Source organism: Flavobacterium frigoris, from assembly GCF_900111075.1.
In the GTDB taxonomy this organism is placed as follows: Bacteria; Bacteroidota; Bacteroidia; order Flavobacteriales; family Flavobacteriaceae; genus Flavobacterium; species Flavobacterium frigoris.
Genome location: NZ_FOFZ01000002.1, coordinates 145,300 through 166,009, shown reverse-complemented (window position 1 = coordinate 166,009; position 20,710 = coordinate 145,300). Strand labels below are relative to the sequence as shown.

The 20,710-nt window shown below is 36.0% G+C and carries 20 protein-coding genes; 11 read left to right on the top strand and 9 right to left on the bottom strand.

Going from position 1 to position 20,710, the window contains the following annotated elements; translation table 11 throughout:
• Nucleotides 1-19: 19 nt before the first annotated feature.
• The 3 genes from BMW63_RS03830 to BMW63_RS03820 form a co-directional block, all read right to left on the bottom strand.
• Nucleotides 20-1,699, bottom strand: a complete 1,680-nt coding sequence (locus BMW63_RS03830) for an AMP-binding protein (RefSeq protein ID WP_074721428.1) — start codon at nucleotides 1,697-1,699, stop codon at nucleotides 20-22.
• Nucleotides 1,696-2,469: an alpha/beta fold hydrolase gene (locus BMW63_RS03825; protein ID WP_083380341.1), complete on the bottom strand. Its 774-nt coding sequence runs from the start codon at nucleotides 2,467-2,469 to the stop codon at nucleotides 1,696-1,698. The genes BMW63_RS03830 and BMW63_RS03825 overlap by 4 nt, the downstream gene beginning before the upstream one ends.
• 221 nt (nucleotides 2,470-2,690) lie before the next feature.
• Nucleotides 2,691-4,451, bottom strand: coding sequence for an aromatic amino acid hydroxylase (locus BMW63_RS03820; RefSeq protein ID WP_074721426.1), 1,761 nt, complete (start codon nucleotides 4,449-4,451; stop codon nucleotides 2,691-2,693).
• A gap of 783 nt (nucleotides 4,452-5,234) precedes the next feature.
• Here BMW63_RS03820 and BMW63_RS03815 point away from each other — a divergent pair.
• The gene (locus tag BMW63_RS03815) at nucleotides 5,235-5,483 is read left to right on the top strand and encodes a hypothetical protein (protein WP_074721424.1); all 249 of its coding nucleotides are present in this window, start codon (nucleotides 5,235-5,237) and stop codon (nucleotides 5,481-5,483) included.
• Nucleotides 5,480-5,773, top strand: a complete 294-nt coding sequence (locus tag BMW63_RS03810; protein ID WP_074721422.1) for a type II toxin-antitoxin system RelE/ParE family toxin — start codon at nucleotides 5,480-5,482, stop codon at nucleotides 5,771-5,773. Before BMW63_RS03815 ends, BMW63_RS03810 begins: the two co-directional genes overlap by 4 nt.
• A 58-nt stretch (nucleotides 5,774-5,831) precedes the next feature.
• Here the strand turns inward: BMW63_RS03810 and BMW63_RS03805 are convergent, their stop codons facing one another.
• From BMW63_RS03805 to BMW63_RS18080, 5 genes are all read right to left on the bottom strand, one after another.
• Nucleotides 5,832-6,962, bottom strand: a complete 1,131-nt coding sequence (locus tag BMW63_RS03805; protein ID WP_074721420.1) for an esterase-like activity of phytase family protein — start codon at nucleotides 6,960-6,962, stop codon at nucleotides 5,832-5,834.
• A gap of 6 nt (nucleotides 6,963-6,968) precedes the next feature.
• Entirely contained in the window at nucleotides 6,969-7,376 is a 408-nt protein-coding gene (locus BMW63_RS03800; RefSeq protein ID WP_074721418.1) for a group III truncated hemoglobin, read from the bottom strand.
• A gap of 65 nt (nucleotides 7,377-7,441) precedes the next feature.
• Nucleotides 7,442-7,969 (bottom strand): DUF4136 domain-containing protein, encoded by a 528-nt coding sequence (locus BMW63_RS03795; RefSeq protein WP_074722036.1) that lies wholly within the window; start codon nucleotides 7,967-7,969, stop codon nucleotides 7,442-7,444.
• A 37-nt stretch (nucleotides 7,970-8,006) separates the two neighbouring features.
• Nucleotides 8,007-9,989, bottom strand: coding sequence for a urocanate hydratase (locus BMW63_RS03790; RefSeq protein ID WP_074721416.1), 1,983 nt, complete (start codon nucleotides 9,987-9,989; stop codon nucleotides 8,007-8,009).
• A gap of 211 nt (nucleotides 9,990-10,200) precedes the next feature.
• Nucleotides 10,201-10,377: a C1orf53 family protein gene (locus BMW63_RS18080; RefSeq protein ID WP_175460254.1), complete on the bottom strand. Its 177-nt coding sequence runs from the start codon at nucleotides 10,375-10,377 to the stop codon at nucleotides 10,201-10,203.
• Between the two features lie 466 nt (nucleotides 10,378-10,843).
• Here BMW63_RS18080 and BMW63_RS18330 point away from each other — a divergent pair, with 466 nt between their 5' ends.
• The 5 genes from BMW63_RS18330 to hemL all read left to right on the top strand — a co-directional run bounded on the left by BMW63_RS18330 (nucleotide 10,844) and on the right by hemL (nucleotide 16,621).
• A complete protein-coding gene (locus tag BMW63_RS18330; protein ID WP_074721412.1) occupies nucleotides 10,844-11,182 on the top strand; it encodes a hypothetical protein in 339 nt (112 codons plus the stop codon).
• Nucleotides 11,183-11,593: 411 nt separating this feature from the next.
• Nucleotides 11,594-13,423 (top strand): T9SS type A sorting domain-containing protein, encoded by a 1,830-nt coding sequence (locus BMW63_RS03775; protein WP_083380340.1) that lies wholly within the window; start codon nucleotides 11,594-11,596, stop codon nucleotides 13,421-13,423.
• Nucleotides 13,424-13,508: 85 nt separating this feature from the next.
• Complete coding sequence (locus BMW63_RS03770; protein ID WP_074721410.1) at nucleotides 13,509-14,414, top strand: 1-aminocyclopropane-1-carboxylate deaminase/D-cysteine desulfhydrase; 906 nt, start codon at nucleotides 13,509-13,511, stop codon at nucleotides 14,412-14,414.
• The gene (locus BMW63_RS03765; RefSeq protein ID WP_074721408.1) at nucleotides 14,407-15,282 is read left to right on the top strand and encodes a glucosaminidase domain-containing protein; all 876 of its coding nucleotides are present in this window, start codon (nucleotides 14,407-14,409) and stop codon (nucleotides 15,280-15,282) included. The genes BMW63_RS03770 and BMW63_RS03765 overlap by 8 nt, the downstream gene beginning before the upstream one ends.
• Before the next feature lie 52 nt (nucleotides 15,283-15,334).
• Complete coding sequence (gene hemL / locus BMW63_RS03760) at nucleotides 15,335-16,621, top strand: glutamate-1-semialdehyde 2,1-aminomutase (protein WP_074721406.1); 1,287 nt, start codon at nucleotides 15,335-15,337, stop codon at nucleotides 16,619-16,621.
• Nucleotides 16,622-16,657: 36 nt separating this feature from the next.
• Here hemL and BMW63_RS03755 read toward each other — a convergent pair whose 3' ends face one another.
• On the bottom strand, nucleotides 16,658-17,122 hold the full coding sequence (locus BMW63_RS03755) for a hypothetical protein (RefSeq protein ID WP_074721404.1): 465 nt from the start codon (nucleotides 17,120-17,122) through the stop codon (nucleotides 16,658-16,660).
• A gap of 103 nt (nucleotides 17,123-17,225) precedes the next feature.
• On the opposite strand from BMW63_RS03755, the gene BMW63_RS03750 reads away from it, so the two are divergent.
• The 4 genes from BMW63_RS03750 (at nucleotide 17,226) to BMW63_RS03735 (ending at nucleotide 20,686) form a co-directional block, all read left to right on the top strand.
• Complete coding sequence (locus tag BMW63_RS03750; protein WP_074721402.1) at nucleotides 17,226-17,621, top strand: hypothetical protein; 396 nt, start codon at nucleotides 17,226-17,228, stop codon at nucleotides 17,619-17,621.
• Nucleotides 17,622-17,729: 108 nt separating this feature from the next.
• A complete protein-coding gene (locus BMW63_RS03745; protein WP_074722032.1) occupies nucleotides 17,730-18,527 on the top strand; it encodes an MbnP family protein in 798 nt (265 codons plus the stop codon).
• A gap of 144 nt (nucleotides 18,528-18,671) precedes the next feature.
• The gene (locus tag BMW63_RS03740; RefSeq protein WP_074721400.1) at nucleotides 18,672-19,709 is read left to right on the top strand and encodes a cytochrome-c peroxidase; all 1,038 of its coding nucleotides are present in this window, start codon (nucleotides 18,672-18,674) and stop codon (nucleotides 19,707-19,709) included.
• Between the two features lie 5 nt (nucleotides 19,710-19,714).
• The gene (locus BMW63_RS03735; protein ID WP_074721398.1) at nucleotides 19,715-20,686 is read left to right on the top strand and encodes a hypothetical protein; all 972 of its coding nucleotides are present in this window, start codon (nucleotides 19,715-19,717) and stop codon (nucleotides 20,684-20,686) included.
• Nucleotides 20,687-20,710: the final 24 nt, after the last annotated feature.

Genomic DNA, 20,710 nt, shown 5'->3' with positions numbered 1-20,710 from the left:
ATTTAAACCCTTTTTTTTATTATTTTGTAAGTCCTAATTCAGCCATCATTGCTTCTCTCATCTCGACTTTACGAATTTTACCGGTAACAGTCATCGGAAATTCAGTGACAAATTTTACCTGACCAGGAATGGTATAATGAGCTATTTTTCCTCTACAATATTCTTTTATTTCTGAAGCCGTGAGTTCTGATTTGTCATGCATTTGAATCCAAACACATACTTGCTCTCCATATTTTTCATCCGGTATTCCAAAAACTGATACTTCTTTTATTTTGTCATGGGTATATAGAAACTCTTCTATAACCTTTGGGTAAATATTTTCGCCGCCACGGATAATCATGTCTTTGATTCTTCCCACAATATTAATATAGCCTTCTTCATCCATCGTCGCCAAATCGCCACTATGCATCCAGCCGGCGGTGTCAATAGATTCTTTTGTTCTAATGGGGTCATTCCAATAACCGAGCATTACGCAGTATCCGCGAGTACAAAGCTCTCCTGATTCGCCGATGGGAACGACTTGATGAGTCTCTGGATGGATGATTTTTATCTCGGTATGCGGCAAAACTCGACCCACGGTGCTGACTCTTTTGTCAAATGGAGCATCGTGCCTAGTTTGAGTGCTCAGCGGACTCGTTTCTGTCATGCCGTAACCAATTTCCATTTCGACTAAATGCATTTCGGTTTGCACCTTTCTCATCAGTTCTGATGGACATAGCGATCCAGCCATAATTCCTGTTCGCAAACTGCTGAGATCATATTGTTTAAGATCAGGGTGGTCTAGCTCAGCAAAAAACATTGTGGGTACTCCAAAAAGGGCAGTGGCCTTTTCTTCAGAAATCGCCTTTAAAGTTGCTTCGGCATCAAAGGTTTCACTCGGGTAGATCATAGTTGCTCCTTGACTGATGCAACCTAAATTCCCTAATACCATACCAAAACAATGGTAGAGGGGAACTGGTATTACGATTTTGTCTTTTTCAGTGATGCGCTGTGTTTTAGAAGTAAAATAAGCGTTGTTTAAGATATTATGATGGCTTAATGTGGCTCCCTTTGGACTTCCTGTTGTGCCACTTGTAAATTGGATGTTGATCGGATCGTCAAAAGAAAGAAGACGTTGTCTGGTTTCTAATTTATGATAATCAATGTGGATTCCCATATCGATAAATTCTTCCCACATCAGTATTCCTTCAAGATTGGTCTGACTTAAAGAAATAACCGATCTTAACAACGGAAATTCATTACAATCAAAAGTAGGAAGAGTGTTGTTTTTGAGATTAGGGATTAATTCAAAAAGCATTTCACTATAGTCCGTATGTTTGTTTTTATCAGCAATCACAATCGATTTACATCCGGAATGATTTAAGGCATATTCTAGTTCGTAAGTGCGATAACTGGGATTTATATTTACTAAAATCGCACCTATTTTGGCCGTTGCGATTTGAACAATTAACCATTCTACACAGTTGCTGGCGCATATGCCCACGCGATAACCTTTTTGTATATCAATCGCTAAAAATGCCTTGGCACATTGGTTTACCCGAATTTCTAGTTGCTCGTAGGTATAACGAATATTCTGATGTCTAGAAACAACAGCCTCGTTTTTGGGAAACCGATTTACGGTATCTTCAAAAGCTTCGCCTATTGTTAGACCTAATAAAGGTTCATCACTGATGCCGCTTGTGTAGCTGTATTTTTTCATAATCTTTTATTTAAAAAGGAATTGATTTTTTGCGATATAAGAAAAGGGTTTTCTTTGTATGGAAAATGTCTGCAGCCCTCAATAATAATGGGTAATGCAGTACTTCCTATTTTTTTGGCAATGTTGGTACAATGTTCTTGTGTGGCATACTCGTCTTTTTCACCTTGCAGGATAAGGCTCGGGCATTGAATTTTTTGGAGCTCATCTTCTATATTCCAATTGCTAAATCCCTCTGAAAGCCAGCAGTTTTTCCAATTTTGAAAAAGACGTGCTGTTTTATTGCTATGGTATTTTTCTAATTGAGCAATGATTTTTTCTGAATTTTGAATGGTATTTCTAATACCTGCCTTAGTCGCTTCTTCCACTTTGACGTGTCCTGCAATACTTATGATTGCTTGACAATCTGGGTATTTGGCGGCATATAATAGCGCGATGCTGGCACCGTCGCTCGAGCCAATCAAAATAAAATTTGTGAAATTTTGTGATAGTATAATTTCTCTCAGAAAATAAGCTTCCGCTTCAAGGTAGCCTTTTGACCATTTCGAATCTAAGGTATCTGATTTTCCATGACCTAATCGATCATACAAAAAACCTCTTGTTTCTAGTTTGTCGCAAAGTTGAACAGGGAATTCTTTCCAACTTTCAGAACATCCCAATGCATCATGAAGAAAAATGAGTACGGATTGATTTGTGCAATTCAGTGGAGTGATCTGGCTGCAAAAAATATTATTTTCTACGATGCGAATCATTTTACTGTCTTTAGTACCCATATTCAGATTTCCTTTTGAAATTTAAATATAGGCTTTTTTATCCTGAATCAGCCTGATTGCTGTTTTTCTTTAGCTGTATTCCGCTATTCCGTTGAACTATTCTCGTTTTAAAGCAAAAAGGAGGTAATCTGTTTTAAGGACTAAAAAAATACGCTGCCAAACAAGAGATGTAGGGCAGCGTGTAAACTATTAAAATACTTTTTATTTAAAAGTGGGGGAAATTATAATGTTATAATAGGGCGAAAAATTAAGTCCAGACCTCCGCTAATCAAATGAGCTATTTCTGGTCTTTTCTGTTTTAAATCTTCAAGGTGGTTTAGAACTTCATCCAGTAGTTGGGTCTCATTTCTGTTTTTAAGGAGTTCAGCAATTTCAACAGCAAGCAACCAGTCTTTAGGATGATCTTTTTTTAGCTTATGAAGAATAGGAGCTAAGGAAGCGTATATGTCTTTGGATTCTCTTATGATTCGGACAGTTTGGTATAAGACTTCCAGGTCGTCGCGCTCAGCAGTATGCTTTGCCTTAATAGTGGTGCTAGAAGGCATATGTGTAATCAGGTCAAAACTATTCACATCAGCAGGTCCAGAAAATGCCGAAACTACTTTTTTACCCACTGCCATATCGTAAATACCCCACTCCGGTTGAAATAGAATCGTTTCTCCATGTGTAACGGTACAGTTTTTAAAACGGATAAGGATAATTGCTCCTTGTAAATTTCTGGAACCAGTGATGATTTCTCCTTCAACCGTAATGTCTCCTTCAAATTCTAGTTTTACACTGTTGCTTTCCGTTATGCTGTAAGCGTTTAAGTCTTTTGGACTCATGTCTTCGATGGCTATGTTGATGCCTTTCAGTTTTCCGATTGGACTACCAAAACCTTCGGCATGAGTTGCTGTTCCGTGACCTACTAATTCTTTTTCGCGGGAGGCTAGTGCTGTTTTTCCTGTCGTTTGTATGTAAATCGGTTTCCCTTCATGCTCAATTACATTGGTAAAAACTCCCGATATTTGTAAGCCAGTACTTAATTCGATTGTTCCTAAAGCATTCGAGTTAACCAGTTTTTCGATTCCAGATAAACCACCTGTTCTCAATGCCATTTTATTAGCAAACTCCTCCAAAACCAGATTTAGATAAGCAAAATTTGGAGTTACATAAAGCTGAGGTTGCAACTTTGTAATGTCAAAACTTTTTTGGGCAGCCGTAATATCATAAGGGAATTTCTCTACTTGATCCGTCATGCAATGGGCGCTTTCTCCAATTGAAGATAAAAGTCCAGCTCCATAAATTTTAGGGTTTTCAACAGTTCCTATTAGGCCGTATTCCACAGTCCACCAATGTAGGTTTCTTATTTGGGCCATTTCAGATAGTTCGCCCATATTGTTTTGCAAATCTTCTACCGCTTTTTCGGCTACATCAATAGTTGCCTGTGGTGTGTCTTCCGCTTCTTTGACAATCGAAAGTAATCGGATGGCTTCATACATTTGGTAATCCTTATCAGAGGATATGGCTTTACAACCTATTTCTCCAAAACGACGCAAATATTCCGCATATTCCGGATTGGCGATAATAGGGGCGTGACCGGCACCTTCGTGAATAATATCTGGTGCTGGCGTGTATTCTATATGTTCGAGTTGACGAATGTCTGAAGCAATAACCAGCACATTATATGCCTGAAATTCCATAAAAGCATTAGGCGGAATAAATCCGTCCACAGCTACGGCAGCCCAACCAATTTCGGTCAGGATACGGTTCATACCGTACATACTCGGGATATTATCGATTTCTATTCCCGTTTTTTTTAATCCTTCTAGATATGAACGATGAGCCACTTTTGACAAGTAATCCACGTTTTTACGCATAACATAACGCCACACCGCTTGATTGATAGGCGTGTAGTCACTATAATCTTGAGGCTTAATAAATTGCTTCAAGTGTTTTGGCAATCGGTCTAATAAGGGATTACTTTCAATATTTGTGTTCATGTCGAAAACGTTGTAGTTATAGCACAAAAGTACGAATTCTGGGAGCCATTTCCCGCTTTTCATTACAAGTTTTTATTTAGCCGTTCGTTTTTCTAAAGTTGATAAAAAAGCAAATAAAAGGCCGTTTTCCTATTTTCTCCCTTTCTTTTGGAGAGGGCTGGGGAGAGGAGTCGCTTTTTATAATCAAGAAAAACTAAAACGACTTTCATAAAAAGCTTTTCATTGCAATCGGGGCTAGGGGAGCTGATGTGGTTTAATTCACGATTCGATACTTTCAAACCATTTAGCTTATCATTCAAACGAAGGATGAGTCTCATTAATGATTATTCGTTTTAATTACTTATCAACCGAGTCATTGCGAGTAGTTGCGAAGTATGAAGCAAAGCAATCACGATAAAACACGCACTCAAAACATTCCGTAAACAATTTGCCCAACTTTGTCATTCTGACGAAGGAAGAATCTCACAGTGGATTGTTCACTATAAATTATTAACAAATCTAGTTGTTACAAGAGGCAGAGCAATCGGATTATGTAAAGAATAGGAACACTTGTTTACATAGATAACAGTTAATGGAGTTTCTAAATCGTGGTTTCTCCTTTGTCGAAATGACAAGTTGGTAGGGTTAGGTTCTAAATAGATAGTCATTTTCTTTAGTGAAGTGATCTTTTTAAAGAAAAACATTATAGCCAAGGTATGAATAAAATGAGTATAAGTTGGTTAATCTAAAAATGATTATCCGTTTTTAAAAAGTCGTATCTTTACGTTATAAAATAAATGCGTTATGAATATCGAAGCTTATAAAAACAAGATAATCAAGAAACTAATAGATGTTCAAGATAAAACTATTTTAGAGAAAATAGACACAATCTTGAATGGAGATGTTATAGTAGCTCGAACTATTGAGGGAAAGACTTTGACTAAATCACAATATGTTGAACACATCGAGTCCATTAGTGAATCCGTTGCAGATGGAGCAGAAACCTACACGTCAGAGGAGGTGAAAAACCATGTTTTAGGTAAAAAGAAATGAAGGTAGTTTGGTCTCAGGAAGCTCGAAACTCACTTTCTGATATTTACAATTATATTTTTGAGGACAGTCCTCAAAATGCTGAAAACGTTTTAAATAAGATAATTGATTTAGTGGAATCTTTAAAAGATGAACGTTATGAGTATGCCATGGATCCCATCATAAATAAAGAAAAGTTCCGTCATTTCAGTATTTGGTCATATAAAATTATATACGAACGAAATGATACTACAATCTTAGTTGTAGATATCTTTAACGGCAAGCAAAATCCTAGTAAATTAGATATGTATTAAAATGGCCACGGTATTTAGATCGGAGCTATTGATGGTATTGAAAATCAAATTCTAAAATTTAATCAAATTCAAAAAGCAACACTTGCGTTTTTTGTTTATCAGAGAAATTATTATCAGATACAAAAAGTAAAGATTGCTTGCCATTAGCCAGTTTTGGGCCAAAAGTCAACCCTTCGATATTATCAATAAAAATCCCCAAGTTATCCATGTTTAGGATTAGTTTTTTGGAAGCCATAGTAAATTCTTGGTTTTGCAAAGAAGCAATTTTTTTTACATCAGTTGCTTTTGAGAAATCACATAAATAGACTTTTATCGTACAAGCTTGTTTTCCTACAGAGTAGGAGCGTTCTATCACTAGCAATTGGTCTTTGCTATAATATTGAATAGCAGAAACTCCATTTACCGCAAAACCATTTTTAGGATTGGGCTCGTGCGCAATGGGATCTAATTCATATGCATATTGTGCTGTATTTTTTCTAGATTTTGTGTCAAATTTAAATATTCGAATCAAACCGCCTTTAGTTGTTGTAGCTTCGGTGTCGTCTTCGTACAAAGGTTCTTCAACGTTGGTGTACAGCGTCGTGTATTTTTTGTTAAAAGTGATGCCTTCGAGTACGCCGTTGCTACGAGGTCCTTTTTCTTCTTTTTGCATGTTGAGATTGGCGGGTAAATCAAATTCATTTACAAAATTTCCGTTAACAGCGGCTGTTTGGATTGCTGGATTCTGCAATACCGAAAAGTCTTTGGCGATAACGCGGGCGCCTTCACTGCTCCAAACTACGGTGTTGGTTTTTGGGTTGTAGCGTAATTCTTCGGGATCAATAGAGGAGTTGGGTTGTGTCTCCCAGTTGCTGTATTTTTTGCCAGCAGCATTTTTTAAAGAAACTACATTTTGAAAGGCTAGACTATCGATTTTATTGGCGGTCAAATGTATTTTGGCAGTATAAAAACGAGCGTCATTATAGACGGCTCTATCGTCACAAATAAAATAGTAAAGATCATTCTTTGCATCATAATCGATGCTAGATAATCCGCCAACGACTGTATTTTTAAATTCTTTATTGAACGGAATTTCAATGCTGTTTAACAGCGTTAATCTAGGATTGCTGTTTGCTGTTTCATTTGTTTTTGCAGTAGAGCAAGAAAGGAAACTAAAGGGTAAAAAAGCAAGTAATAATAATTTGCGCATCGAGTGTTATTTCAAATTTAAAAGATCTCCGTTTTGTGCGGCATTTCTAAAATAGTCAATTTTATAATTGAACATTTCTGCCATATTCTTGGCACGTAGTTTTGCTTCCTCTGCAATAGCACCAGAAAATAACTCATCTGTTGTGGTGGTGAAAATTTCCATCCAGCGGTCAAAATGTTCTTTGGCAACCGGTAATTGTTTATGTGGAGGGAACGGACTGCCGGAATAGGTATGAACTTCAAGTAAGATGGTTTGCCAGAAGCGGTACATTTTTTCCAGATGTTCTGGCCAGCGATCGCCTATCTTTTCATTAAATATTGGGCCTATAAATTCGTCTTTTTGTACTTTGGAATAAAAAGTATCAACAAGTAATTTGATGTCTTCGAGGGTAGTAATGTCTGTAAGTTTTGTCATAATTGGATATAAAAAAAGCCTACGCAAAGGTAGGCCATTTCTAGTATATACGGTTTATGGATTTGTTATTTTGGTGGAAACTGTGCTAAAATTTTAGCAACAAACTCATTAATTTGTTTTTCTTTTTGGTCACGATTTTCGGTTAAGTAACCTACGCCTTCACCTTCCCATACTAATTCTTTTTTCTTGGCATCGATCAGGTCAATGTATAAAGTTCCTTCTGTAGAAGAGCTTACATAATTGCGTCCTCCCCACAAATAAGGATTCCACCCATATCCCCATCCGTAACCCCATCCAGCATTAAATTGATTTACTTCCAATCTTTCTCTTTCTTTGGTAAAAATATTAATTAACAAATCGGGGTTTTCGCTTTTGGTCATTCCCATTTTGCTTAGCTCGTTATCGATGGCATAAAGGATACGTTTTTTGTCAAATTCAGATATTTGTACTTTGTCGATGCCACTTTTGTGAAAGGCGTAGGTTCTATATTGGGTAAAGTCTACATTTTTGTCATAATCTGCATTCACTCTAACAGAGCTACAAGCAGCTAATATGAAAAGGAAAAGTACGGGAAGGAGTTTAATTGCTTTCATGGCTAATTGTTTGATTACTAAAGGTACGTTCAAATTTTTAAAAATCCAATAAATTATCTGCAACAATATTAGGGATCGTGACCTTTAATAAAGGTTCTGCTTCCATTGCTCTTTTTATTGCAAATAAAGCTCCTTCGTTACGAGCCCAACTTCTTCTTGAAATACCATTGTTGACATCCCAGAAAAGCATTGATTGTAAGCGTCTTGAAGCTTCTTTAGAACCATCAAGAACCATGCCGAAACCACCGTTTATTACCTCTCCCCAGCCTACTCCACCGCCATTGTGAATGGATACCCAGGTAGCTCCACGAAAACTGTCTCCTATTACGTTTTGTATCGCCATATCAGCCGTAAAACGGGAGCCATCGTAGATATTAGAAGTTTCTCTGTAAGGTGAATCTGTTCCAGAAACATCATGATGATCCCGTCCAAGAACTACCGTTGCAATATCTCCTTTGGCAATAGCCTGGTTAAATGCTTCCGCAATTTTCACACGACCTTCAGCATCGGCATATAAAATACGAGCTTGAGATCCTACAACTAATTTGTTATCTTGTGCGCCTTTTATCCATTGAATGTTATCCTGCATTTGTTGCTGAATTTCAACTGGTGCTGTTTTTGCCATTTCTTCCAGTACTTGGCAGGCGATGGCATCTGTTTTTTGTAAATCTTCTGGTTTTCCTGAAGCACAAACCCAGCGGAAAGGGCCAAATCCGTAATCAAAACACATGGGTCCCATGATATCTTGTACGTAACTTGGATATCTGAAATCTATATCGTTTTCTGCCATTATATCCGCTCCAGCGCGAGAAGCTTCTAGTAAAAAAGCATTTCCATAATCAAAGAAATACGTTCCTTTGGCAGTGTGTTTATTGATGGCGTAAGTGTGTTTACGTAATGTTTCTTGTACTTTTTCCTTGAATAAAACAGGATTTTCTGCCATCATCGTATTTGCTTCTTCAAACGAAATTCCAACAGGGTAATATCCTCCTGCCCAGGGATTATGTAAGGAGGTTTGGTCACTTCCTAAATCAATGTGTATGTTTTGTTCGTCAAATTTTTCCCAAACGTCTACCACATTTCCAAGGTAGGCAATCGATACAATTTCTTTATTAGCTTTCGCCAAAGCAACTCTTTTTACCAATTCATCAATGTCTTCGATCACTTCGTTGATCCAACCTTGGCTGTGACGTATGTGGGTAATTTTGGCATTTACTTCCGCACAAACGGTAATGCAACCTGCGATATTTCCTGCTTTTGGTTGGGCGCCACTCATGCCGCCTAATCCGGAAGTAACAAATAAACCTCCTGTAGGGCTTTGTTTTATTTTTCGAAAAGCATTCAGTACCGTAATAGTTGTGCCGTGCACAATTCCTTGTGGCCCGATGTACATATAACTACCAGCAGTCATTTGCCCATATTGTGACACGCCTAAGGCGTTCATTTTTTCCCAATCATCTGGCTGAGAATAATTAGGAATTACCATTCCGTTAGTTACAACTACTCTTGGCGCTTCTTTATGAGAAGGAAATAATCCCATAGGATGACCGGAATACATGGTTAATGTTTGCTCGTCTGTCATTTCTGACAGGTATTTCATTGTCAATAGGTACTGTGCCCAGTTTTGAAAAACAGCTCCGTTGCCACCATAGGTGATTAATTCATGAGGATGCTGTGCTACTGCATAATCCAGATTGTTTTGAATCATCAACATTATGGCTTTTGCTTGCTCACATTTTCCAGGGTATTCATTAATTGTACGCGCTCGCATTTCATAATCCGGGCGAAAGCGGTACATGTAAATACGACCGTAGGTTTCCAGCTCCTGACGAAACTCTTGTATTAATTCGGCATGATGTTGCGGTTCAAAATAACGCAAAGCATTTTTTAAAGCTAGTTTTTTTTCGTCAGCTGAAAGGATTTCTTTTCGTTTTGGCGCGTGATTGATAGCTACCTCATACGGTTTTTGTTGAGGTAGTATTGTAGGGATTCCTTGTTGGATTTGTTCTTGAAAATTCATTTTATTTTAATTCGTTAGTTTATGTAAGTGGTTTTTCGCTAAAACAGATTCCTTGGAATCTATTTCTTATGTCAGTATACTGAGCGTTATGAGATCACTAGGGATAACGAATATCCGACCGATGGTAGGATTTGTGAATTTTGATTCTAAATTTCTGGGAACAAATATCCATTTTGTTTTTTTGTTTTATAACAACTGCAGTTAAAGATGACTACTTTTTGTTTGTACCTGTTTTTTTGTCATAGCCATAGGGGCAGTGACGGCATCCGCTTTTGCAACAATACCCTCTTTTTAGGTGATGCTTTTCAGTAAAGCATCTATAACCTTCTGGCGTGTAATAAAAATCTTCTCCTTCGATTAATTTATTTGGATCATTCTCGTTAATCATGTTTGAAAGTATGCTGTTGTAAATAGATTTGTGGTGGTTCGGTTTAGTCGCCTATTCAAATTATTGAATATTTCATTAAAAAGAACTCCTTAATTATTACAAATTTATAATTTTTATAACGAATCTCTCTTGTTGTTGCTAAATATTTAATTGTGGTGCTTATTCTCTGTTTTGTGGGAACTAGTTTGATCAATAAGTTTTACACAAGAGGATACTTTTTTAAACAAAAAAACAGTTGGTTAGGAGTGGTTTTAATTTTTTTTTCTTTCGGAGATTATTTTTTAGAAACAACTTCATCATTTACTATAGACATTTTTAGGATCAATCATGTAATTGGTTTGTTTATTGTATTTTTAAAAAAGAGCGAAAATTGCTTTTCAGGGAATTATGTGAAGTATTTTATAAACCATCCATTTATTTTATTACTTTGCTTGTATAGAATTGAAAAATTATAAACTACTTTCTAATGTTTCTGATCGTTACAAAATATCTAGTACCTAAAGGCTTTCGTGGATTAACCACTTTTCCATTCATTTTCGTGCGATATGCTATGGACAAAGAAAACCTTGTTTTTCTCAATCATGAAAAAATACACCTGCGCCAGCAGTTAGAATTATTAATACTTCCTTTTTTTATATGGTACTTTCTGGAGTATCTTGTTCGATTAGTTCAGTATAGAAACAGAGAGTTGGCCTACAGAAATATTAGTTTTGAGCGGGAAGCGTATACTAACGAAACAAATTTAGACTATTTGAAAAGCAGATCTCTTCTAAGATTTGCGAAATATTTATTGCTACATAAATAGGGTAGCACCCCATCGAGTGTAATTATCAAAAGCTAATTACAAACAACAGCATATCTTAAACTACTTTTCCATTACAACTTAAATCTGTATTTCATTATTATCAATGAGAGTATAATGATCGATTGTCAAATAGTTATTTGAATCAATACGATGAGTTTTAGCATTTTTTTAGACGTGATGTGTTTTTTTTATATTTGTAAGATAATATCTTAATTTTAGTAAAATACATGTAGTTTGTCGATTTTAAATGCTTATTGTCGATATAATTTTTATTTTTAATCTTATATTTGATTCAGAGTAATAAAAAATAAGTTACTGGCTTTTAGGATAAGCGTAGGACAATTTTTTATAAACGAGTAGATTAGAACTATCAAAGCACAATTAGATTTCGAACAATTAAACGTAATAAATATGAATACAAAAATACTTAAACAATCATTTTTGGTAGTTGCTGGGTTTTTATTTCAAATGCCCGTACAAAGTCAAATGTATGTCAGTAACGGTAGTTATGTTTATTCCAGTAATGTCGCGGTTTTTATAAAACAGGATTTAGAATTGAATACTGCAACCAGTAATTTTTATCTTAGGAATGATGCTCAATTGCTACAAGGGGCTTCAGGAACAAGTTCTAACAAAGGAGAGGGTAGTCTGTCTGTGTTTCAAGAAGGAACTACTAATAACTTTCAGTACAATTACTGGTGTTCCCCAGTGGGTGGAAGTTTAGCCTCTGCAGGGAACTCTCCATTTGGGATTACTCAACTTAAAGATATTGTTGATTTAACTACTAGTAATGCCCCGACTATTTTAGCAACAAATAATTATAATGGTACTGCCTCGCCTTTTGCTATTGCTCCATATTGGATTTGGAAATTACCAGCTGTTGCTTCGTCAAATTGGGTTTATGTAGGCGCTGCTTCTACAATAAACGCTGCGGAAGGCTTTACAATGAAAGGTAGTTCTGGAACTAATACTACTAGTTTAAATGGGGTTCAAAATAACCCAGGAAGCAAACAGCGATATGATTTTAGGGGAAAACCGAATGACGGTACTATTTCGATTCCAGTTTTATTTGAAAAATTAACTTTGACAGGAAATCCCTATCCTTCAGCAATTGATCTTTCTGCTTTTTTGACCGATGCAACTAATTCAACAGGTATCGCTTATTTCTGGGAACAGGATAAAACAGTAAATTCACATTTTATAGCCGACTATAAAGGAGGATATGGGACTTTTTCGCCAGGTGCGTTAAATAGTGTAGGTATTTATGTTCCTGCAACCTTTTATTCTTATGATGGATCTGGTAATCAAATTACCCAAACTGGAATGGGGGCAAATTATGAAAGGCGTTTTAGTCCTGTAGGACAGGGTTTTATGATAGGCGGTTCTGCTAATGGAACTGTTAATATGAAAAATAGTTATAGAGTATTTGTTAAAGAAGGTGCTGTAAATAATTCACAGTTTGAAAAAAACTTAAATAGTTCTAAAACGAATAAAAGTAGTATCTATTTATCTGGTATTGAATCTGTTTCGGGTTTTGATTATACAAAAATAATTGTTGAAGCAACGCCACAAATCAGATTAAATACTTTACTTAACAGTCAAGGTGTACGTCAACTTGCTTTAGCATTTATTCCAGAAGCAACAGACGGAGTTGATCATGCAATGGATGCCATCTCAACAAGTGATGGTCCTGCAGATATTTATTTTGTTTTGGATGATAATGAATATGTTATTAATGCTTTAAATTTTGATGTCGATAGGAAAATTGCAATTGGGTTTAAAAATACTGCTGAAGCAAATTATAAAATCACTGTTAATCAAATTCTGAATTTTACCGACGCTGAAAATATTTATATACATGACAAAATTTTAGATGTTTATCATGATATTAAAAATAGTTTCTACGATGTAACATTACCAGAAGGAGTTAATAATACTCAATTTGAAATTACTTTTAAGAAAGAAGTGACATTAGGAATTGATTCTGCTGAAAGTTCAAATTTTATCATGTACCAAAATAATGCTACCAAAAATTTAACTATTAACAATCCAAAACAAAAAGAATTGGTTGCCTGTAATCTATATGATATAGTGGGCAAGTTGATTTTTACTAAAAAAGATTTAGGTTCTAATACTGATTACAGCTTTTCAACTGCTGGATTAAGTGACGGAATCTATATAGTTATATTAATTACTACTGAAAATCCTGACATCGGAAAGAAAATAATCATAAAAAACTAATTTTTAAGACGTGAAATTTAAATGCAATCGGTATCGATTGCATTTTTATTATATTAAGTTTTATCTTTGAGAAAAATTACCCAGTTTGAATCAAAGACTCATTATAAAATTCCCAAACTCGATTTCGGTAACTATCAAACGTGAAGATTTGATTCATCCTTTTATTTCAGGGAATAAGTTTAGAAAGCTAAAGTATAATTTGCTTCAGGCAAAAGAGGAGAATCAGGAAACGCTGCTCACTTTTGGTGGAGCTTATTCAAATCATATTGCCGCAGTTGCATTTGCCGGAAAAGAAAATGGATTCAAAACCATCGGGATTATTCGAGGGGATGAATTGCGTGATAAAATAGCGACTAACCCAACCTTGCAATTCGCCCAAGACTGTGGTATGCAATTCGAATTTGTCTCAAGAGAAGACTACCGATTAAAAAGCGAGATTCCATTTTTGGAAAGCTTAAAGCAGCAATACGGCGACTTTTACCTTATTCCAGAGGGCGGTACTAATGAACTAGCAATAAAAGGTTGCCAGGAAATTCTAACCAAAGAAGACGAACAGTTTAATTACATTTGTTGTTCAGTGGGAACTGGGGGAACTATAGCTGGAATTATTAACAGTGCATTGCCACATCAAAAAGTTTTAGGATTTCCTGCTTTAAAAGGGGACTTTTTAAAAGATGAAATTCGTAGTTTTGTAACCACGATTCCGGATGAAAATTGGGAGCTAATAACCGAGTACCATTTTGGTGGATATGGTAAAGTGAATCAGGATTTAGTTGCTTTTATCAATCAATTTTTTGAAAAAAATAATATTCCTTTGGATCCTATTTATACTGGAAAGATGGTTTTTGGAGTGATGGATAGGATAGAGAAGAATTATTTTCCGGCTGAATCAAAAATTTTGCTGGTTCATACTGGTGGACTTCAGGGAATCGAAGGGATGAATACAAAATTAAGAAAGAAACAATTATCAATAATAAACGCCCATGTTTAAAAAAATCCTACTAGTATTTACACTACTTACCTTACTGAGTTGTAATGTAACAAAACCTGTGATAGTGACAAAAAAAGCGGTGCCTTCAAGTTCAAAAAAAGTGGCGGCGCGTGCAATCAAAAAGACAAATGAAGTCAAGTCGATACTAAAGAAAGAACAAGAACAAGTTGACAGGGAAGATGAAGTAATAGAATCAACCTCGGTAACGTACGTTGGGACTGATGTGATAGGCAAGTATATTTCTCAGTATAAAGATATTGCTATGAGTAATATGAGAATTTACGGAATCCCAGCAAGTATTATTTTAGCTCAGGGAATATTGGAATCTGGAGCAGGAAAAGGTGATTTATGCATTAGGGCCAACAATCATTTTGGGATAAAATGCCATGAGGGTTGGACTGGAGAATCGGTCAGACATGATGATGATTCGAGTCAGGAATGTTTTAGAAAATATTATGAACCTGCAGAGTCGTTTAATGATCATGCCTTATTTTTGACAGGTAGGAGTAGGTATGCAAGTTTATTCAAGTTGTCAAAAGTAGACTATAAGGGATGGGCAAATGGACTTAGAAGAGCTGGTTATGCAACTGATCCAAAATACCCAGACAAGTTAATATCCTATATCGAACGGTACCATTTGGGACAGTATGATGCCATTGTTATGGGTGAAGAGTATGTGCCAATTGAAAATCAACGTACAAGAATAGCGGCTATTGATAATCAGAATAGGTCTTTGTATGAAGTGCAAAAAGGAGATACTTTGTATTCGATATCAAAAAAATATAATTTATTGGTTACTGAATTAAAGCAAATCAATAATCTGTCAGCCAATACCCTTTCAATTGGACAAAAATTGAAAGTGAAATAATAGAAGCTAGAATCGAAAAAAGCATAATTTAAATAAAATATCAAAATTATACATGTTATATCAAAGAAGTAGTCAGCTTTTTGCTGAAGCAGAAAAGGTAATTCCAGGAGGAGTAAATTCGCCGGTAAGAGCGTTCAAAGCAGTAGGGGGAACTCCAATTTTTGTGCAACGTGCCAAGGGTGCTTATATGTACGACGAAGATGGAAATCGTTTAATTGATTATATTAATTCTTGGGGTCCTATGATTTTAGGTCATGCTTTTGAACCGGTGGTACAAGCCGTAATTGAGAAAGCGAAGTTGGGTACTTCTTTTGGTATGCCAACGGAATTGGAAACACAAATTGCAGCTTTGGCTGTTTCGATGGTGCCTAATATTGATAAAATCAGGTTTGTGAATTCAGGTACAGAAGCCTGCATGAGCGCGGTAAGGTTAGCTCGTGGGTATACAAAGAAAGATAAAATAATAAAATTTGCAGGTTGTTACCACGGACATTCTGATTCGTTTTTGATTCAGGCAGGGAGTGGAGCAGTAACTTTTGGATCGCCTAACAGTCCTGGAGTAACTGCCGGAACAGCTAAAGATACTTTATTAGCGAAGTACAATGATTTAGAAAGCGTAAAGATCTTAATTGAGGCCAATAAAAATGAAATCGCCACTATAATAGTGGAGCCAGTTGCAGGAAATATGGGTTGTATCCCGCCGAATAACGGTTTCTTAGAAGGCTTGCGCCAACTTTGTACCGACAATGGTATACTACTTATTTTTGACGAGGTGATGACCGGATTCCGATTGGCACGCGGTGGAGTGCAGGAATTATTGAATGTTGATGCAGATATTATTTGTTTCGGAAAAGTAATTGGTGGCGGGCTACCCGTAGGTGCTTTCGCTGCTCGTGCAGAAATAATGGACTATCTCGCGCCACTAGGACCCGTATACCAAGCAGGAACCTTATCAGGAAATCCTTTGGCGATGGCCGCGGGACTAGCGATGTTGCAAGCGTTAAATAATGATGCGGCTATTTTTGAAAGACTAGAGGAGAAAACAGCTTATTTGCATAAAGGAATTGATGCCGTTTTAAAAGCAAATAATGTGGTTTACACGATTAATAGAATTGGATCTATGATTTCAGTACATTTTGACGCTACTCCCGTAGTTGATTTTAAAACTGCTGCAAATGGAGACAATGAGACGTTCAAAAAATTCTTTCACGGATTATTGCAAGAGGGAATTTATATTGCGCCATCGGCTTATGAAACTTGGTTTATTACGGATGCGCTTACCTATGAAGATTTAGACTTTACGATTCGAGCGATTGATAAAGTATCTAAAACTTTTTAAACAAAAAAACTTCCGGCGAAAGCCGGAAGTTTTTTTTTATTTCTGCATTTCTTTTTTGTGATCCATTTTGTGATCCATTTTTTTATGCATTCTGTGTGATCCTCTTTTGTGGTGTTTACTTTTCATAGCGTCCCATTTTTCAAATTGATCAGCAGATAAGATAGTTTTCATTTTGGCTTTCATGGCAATTTGCTCGTCAAGCATTTGGCTTTTTCTTGCGAAACGCTCGTCTGAAGAAAGTTTTGAATCGGTATCTTTATTTGCTTTCCACTCATTCATGCGAGATTCTCGTTTAGCAGTTTGTTCAGCAATGATACTTTTCATCTGTTCTTGCTGTTTTGCGCTCAAGTCCAGTTCTAGTGTCATTTTTTTCAACATCAGCTGGTTGCGTTGCTCAGGAGTAAATTTTTCCATTTCTGCTCTTTTAGGCATGTCTTTTCGGTCTTGTGCAAAACTAGTCATACTAACAACTAATAATGCGGCAATAATTAATTTTTTCATTTCTATTGTTTTAGGATTATATGTATAAGATGCGTTTAGCTGATTAAGGTTTAATCCTTAACATAAGTTTAGTAAAAGTGATATTTATCACATAAAATTGAAAATGAAAATCTATCTTTGCAAAGTGAAAAAGTGTGCAGTCATAATTATTCTCGTTTTATTTCTAAAGCCAATCTTTCCGGTTATAGACTACGCCGTCAATTATGATTATATTTCAAAAGTACTTTGTATCAATAAAGATAAACCTGAATTGAAATGTAATGGAAAATGTCACTTGATGAAAGAACTGGCAAAAGCTTCAGAAGATGACAAACCCATTTCTTCTGATAAAAAGCAAAGTTCAAATCCATTTGTAGATCTTTTTGTTACAGAAACGACTTCTTTTAATTTTCTCTCTTTTCAAAATGGGACCAACCAAGAATTAAATTGCAGTTATGCTAATTTGTATTCGTATTTAGACAGCTCTTTTGTTTTTCACCCACCAATTTTCATTTCTTAACAATATCGTATTTTTTTTGCGTCTGATTCCCTTTGGCCAAAGCCTATGAGGAGTTCTTTTGGCGCAGCTTATTTAAAAAATTATAAAAAAGAAATTACACTTAAAGAAATGAAAAATTTACTATACAAGGCGGTAGCTGTTTTAGCTATGAGCGCTGCATTGACCGCATGTTCTAATGATGAAACAACAGTTTCAGGGACAGGGAAAGTAGCTTTAGAATTTGATAACTCTTTCAACGGAAACGATTTAATTCTTGAAACACAAGCAAATACAACTGCCAGTAATGAAGTACTTAAAATTACGGCTATAAAATACATCATCAGTAATATAGTTTTGACTAAAGAAGACGGAACTACTTTTACGTATCCTAAAAGCGACAGCTATTTTATCGTAGATGAAGCAACTGCAACTAGTCATGTTTTAGACTTAAAAAATGTGCCTGCGGCGAACTATACTAAAGTAACTTTTGGAGTTGGAGTAGATAAAGCGCAGTGGGAGCTGGGAGCAACAGGACAAGCTGATTTCTTGGCAAAAGCACAGGCAGAAGGAATGATGTGGAGCTGGTCAGCAGGATATAAATTTATAGCTTTTGAAGGTACTTTTACATCAGCTACCGTAGGGACTGCTTTACCGTTTAAGGTACATACCGGACAAACAGGAACAGATTATAACTACGCAACGATTATCCTTGATTTAAAGACGAAAGCATTAGTAAGAAGTAACATTACGCCTCAAATTCATATCGTTACCGATTTGTCTAAAGTGTTAAATAGTACCAATGTAATCAAGCTTTCTGATAATAATCCTAACGGAACAGGCGCGATGATTATGGGAGGTGCAAACTTACCTCTAGTCACTCAAAACGTAGCTACTATGTTTACTGTTGACCACGTTCATAACGATTAATTTCATTTTTTAGGAGCACAGGAGTGGTGGTTTAAACAAGTCGAGTCCCGTTTTTCGCTGTATCTTTTTTTGAAAATAAAAAAAGGATGCCGCTGCAACCGGGGCTATTCCATCACTTTTGTACTTCTTTTAAAATTCCAAATCATGAAAATAAAACATTTTCTTTGGCTACTCCTTCCGTTAGTATTTAGTTGCTCTGATCAAGATGACACCTATGTAAATCTACCATTAAATTTTGTAGTGCCTTCAAATTTCCCGGATTTAGCCTATGATATTACTATAAATCCTCCAACAGAAAAAGGGTTTGAGCTCGGTAAAAAACTATTTTATGATGGTCGCTTAGCTTCTGACGGACTAGTATCTTGTGGATTTTGTCACCTGCAAGAAAATGCCTTCACCCATCATGGACACACCGTAAGTCATGGTGTAGATAATGCCTTGGGAACCAGAAATGCGCCCGCTATTCAAAACATGGCTTTTCAACGTATTTTTATGTATGACGGAGCTTCGTCACATTTAGACCTGCAACCCATCATTCCTTTGACTAGCGAAATAGAAATGAATGGTAATTTAAATACCATTCTTGCCATGATGAAAGGGGATAAAAGCTACCGTGAACTCTTTAAAGCTTCTTTTGATGACGGCACCGTTTCTATTGAGAACATGCTCAAAGCACTTTCTCAATTTATGGTCATGCTGACTTCTTCTAATTCAAAATTCGATCATTACAGACGCAATGAATCAGGAGGAACGCTTACTAGTGACGAAGCAGCTGGTTATGCGCTATTTAATACCAAATGTGCTTCTTGTCATGCAACAGATCTGATGACTGATGATGCTTTTAGAAACAGCGGACTTGCCATTAATCCATTAATCAATGATGTTGGGCGTTATAGAGTAACTCAACAAGGACAAGATTATTACAAATTCAAAGTACCTAGTTTGCGTAATGTTGAGGTATCTGAACCGTATATGCATGATGGTCGTTTTGGAACACTCGAGGCAGTGCTTAATCACTACAGTTCTGGAGTTGTTGATTCAGCAACATTAGATCCTATTTTAAAACAAAATGGAAAATTGGGAATCGCACTTTCTGAAACGGAGAAAGTACAGCTAATAGCATTTCTAAAAACATTAACCGACAATCAATATCTTACTGATAAACGATTTTCAGAATTTTAATTACAATGAAAAATACAATAATAATAAGCCTACTTACTTTTTTATCCATTCAATTTGTTAAAGCTGCTCCTGTAAAAGATAGTATTTCTGGATTTACTTTCCAGAAAATGCAACTCGATGCCGCCATGGATTTTGACTGTGATGCTTGCGGATGTTCTGCCAGCGGAGGAAGTATGGGATTCAGTTCGATGCTGAATAGTAACTTTATTGGTATTCGATACTTCAATCAAAGTTACTCTAGTAGAGATGGGATTTTTGCTAATTCGCCATGGATTGACGAAAACTTTAATACGACTCAAATTTGGACTAAAATTCCTGTTAACGAAAAAATCCAAATCGCCGCTTTGATTCCGTATCATTTTCATAATAGAGAATTAACTACTGGAACTGAAAAAATCAGCGGTCTGGGGGACATTACCCTTATGGCAACCTATTCTGTGTATAAGACACAAAAGGATAGTGCTGTTTTTACTCATAATATACAAATAGGCGGTGGTGTGAAAATGCCCACAGGAAAATTTGAAGAATCTAATAATTTAGGTACAGTTAATCAAAGTTTTCAATTGGGAACCGGAAGCTGGGATTATCTTTTTGTTACCGAATATATGATCAAGAAAGAAAATTTAGGACTGAATAGTATGATAAATTACAACATCAAAACAGAGAATTCTAAGAAGTACCAATTTGGTAACCAATTGAATTACGGAAGTACTTTCTTCTATCTTTTAGACTTGAAAACGGTACAGCTGGTTCCGCAAGTTGGTTTTGCAGGCGAAGTCTATGAAACGAACAAGCAATATGGTGAAAAGGTTATAAATACAGCTGGAGATATTCTTTTTAGCAAGTTTGGTCTTGAAGTAGGAAAAGACAAACTTTCGTTGGGAATTAATGCAATGCTTCCCATCAATCAAAATTTATCAAGTGGCAATATAGAGGCTAATTATAGATGGAGTGTAAACTTAAATTATACTTTATAGGAATTTTGAGATTACCTAGTTTCT

What these genes read in the sequence shown, in the direction of transcription:
- BMW63_RS03830 (WP_074721428.1), bottom strand. Translation starts at nt 1,699, where the DNA reads ATGAAAAAATACAGCTACACAAGCGGCATCAGTGATGAACCTTTATTA.
- BMW63_RS03825 (WP_083380341.1), bottom strand. Translation starts at nt 2,469, where the DNA reads ATGGGTACTAAAGACAGTAAAATGATTCGCATCGTAGAAAATAATATT.
- BMW63_RS03820 (WP_074721426.1), bottom strand. Translation starts at nt 4,451, where the DNA reads ATGAACACAAATATTGAAAGTAATCCCTTATTAGACCGATTGCCAAAA.
- BMW63_RS03815 (WP_074721424.1), top strand. Translation starts at nt 5,235, where the DNA reads ATGAATATCGAAGCTTATAAAAACAAGATAATCAAGAAACTAATAGAT.
- BMW63_RS03810 (WP_074721422.1), top strand. Translation starts at nt 5,480, where the DNA reads ATGAAGGTAGTTTGGTCTCAGGAAGCTCGAAACTCACTTTCTGATATT.
- BMW63_RS03805 (WP_074721420.1), bottom strand. Translation starts at nt 6,962, where the DNA reads ATGCGCAAATTATTATTACTTGCTTTTTTACCCTTTAGTTTCCTTTCT.
- BMW63_RS03800 (WP_074721418.1), bottom strand. Translation starts at nt 7,376, where the DNA reads ATGACAAAACTTACAGACATTACTACCCTCGAAGACATCAAATTACTT.
- BMW63_RS03795 (WP_074722036.1), bottom strand. Translation starts at nt 7,969, where the DNA reads ATGAAAGCAATTAAACTCCTTCCCGTACTTTTCCTTTTCATATTAGCT.
- BMW63_RS03790 (WP_074721416.1), bottom strand. Translation starts at nt 9,989, where the DNA reads ATGAATTTTCAAGAACAAATCCAACAAGGAATCCCTACAATACTACCT.
- BMW63_RS18080 (WP_175460254.1), bottom strand. Translation starts at nt 10,377, where the DNA reads ATGATTAACGAGAATGATCCAAATAAATTAATCGAAGGAGAAGATTTT.
- BMW63_RS18330 (WP_074721412.1), top strand. Translation starts at nt 10,844, where the DNA reads ATGTTTCTGATCGTTACAAAATATCTAGTACCTAAAGGCTTTCGTGGA.
- BMW63_RS03775 (WP_083380340.1), top strand. Translation starts at nt 11,594, where the DNA reads ATGAATACAAAAATACTTAAACAATCATTTTTGGTAGTTGCTGGGTTT.
- BMW63_RS03765 (WP_074721408.1), top strand. Translation starts at nt 14,407, where the DNA reads ATGTTTAAAAAAATCCTACTAGTATTTACACTACTTACCTTACTGAGT.
- hemL (WP_074721406.1), top strand. Translation starts at nt 15,335, where the DNA reads ATGTTATATCAAAGAAGTAGTCAGCTTTTTGCTGAAGCAGAAAAGGTA.
- BMW63_RS03755 (WP_074721404.1), bottom strand. Translation starts at nt 17,122, where the DNA reads ATGAAAAAATTAATTATTGCCGCATTATTAGTTGTTAGTATGACTAGT.
- BMW63_RS03750 (WP_074721402.1), top strand. Translation starts at nt 17,226, where the DNA reads ATGAAAATCTATCTTTGCAAAGTGAAAAAGTGTGCAGTCATAATTATT.
- BMW63_RS03745 (WP_074722032.1), top strand. Translation starts at nt 17,730, where the DNA reads ATGAAAAATTTACTATACAAGGCGGTAGCTGTTTTAGCTATGAGCGCT.
- BMW63_RS03740 (WP_074721400.1), top strand. Translation starts at nt 18,672, where the DNA reads ATGAAAATAAAACATTTTCTTTGGCTACTCCTTCCGTTAGTATTTAGT.
- BMW63_RS03735 (WP_074721398.1), top strand. Translation starts at nt 19,715, where the DNA reads ATGAAAAATACAATAATAATAAGCCTACTTACTTTTTTATCCATTCAA.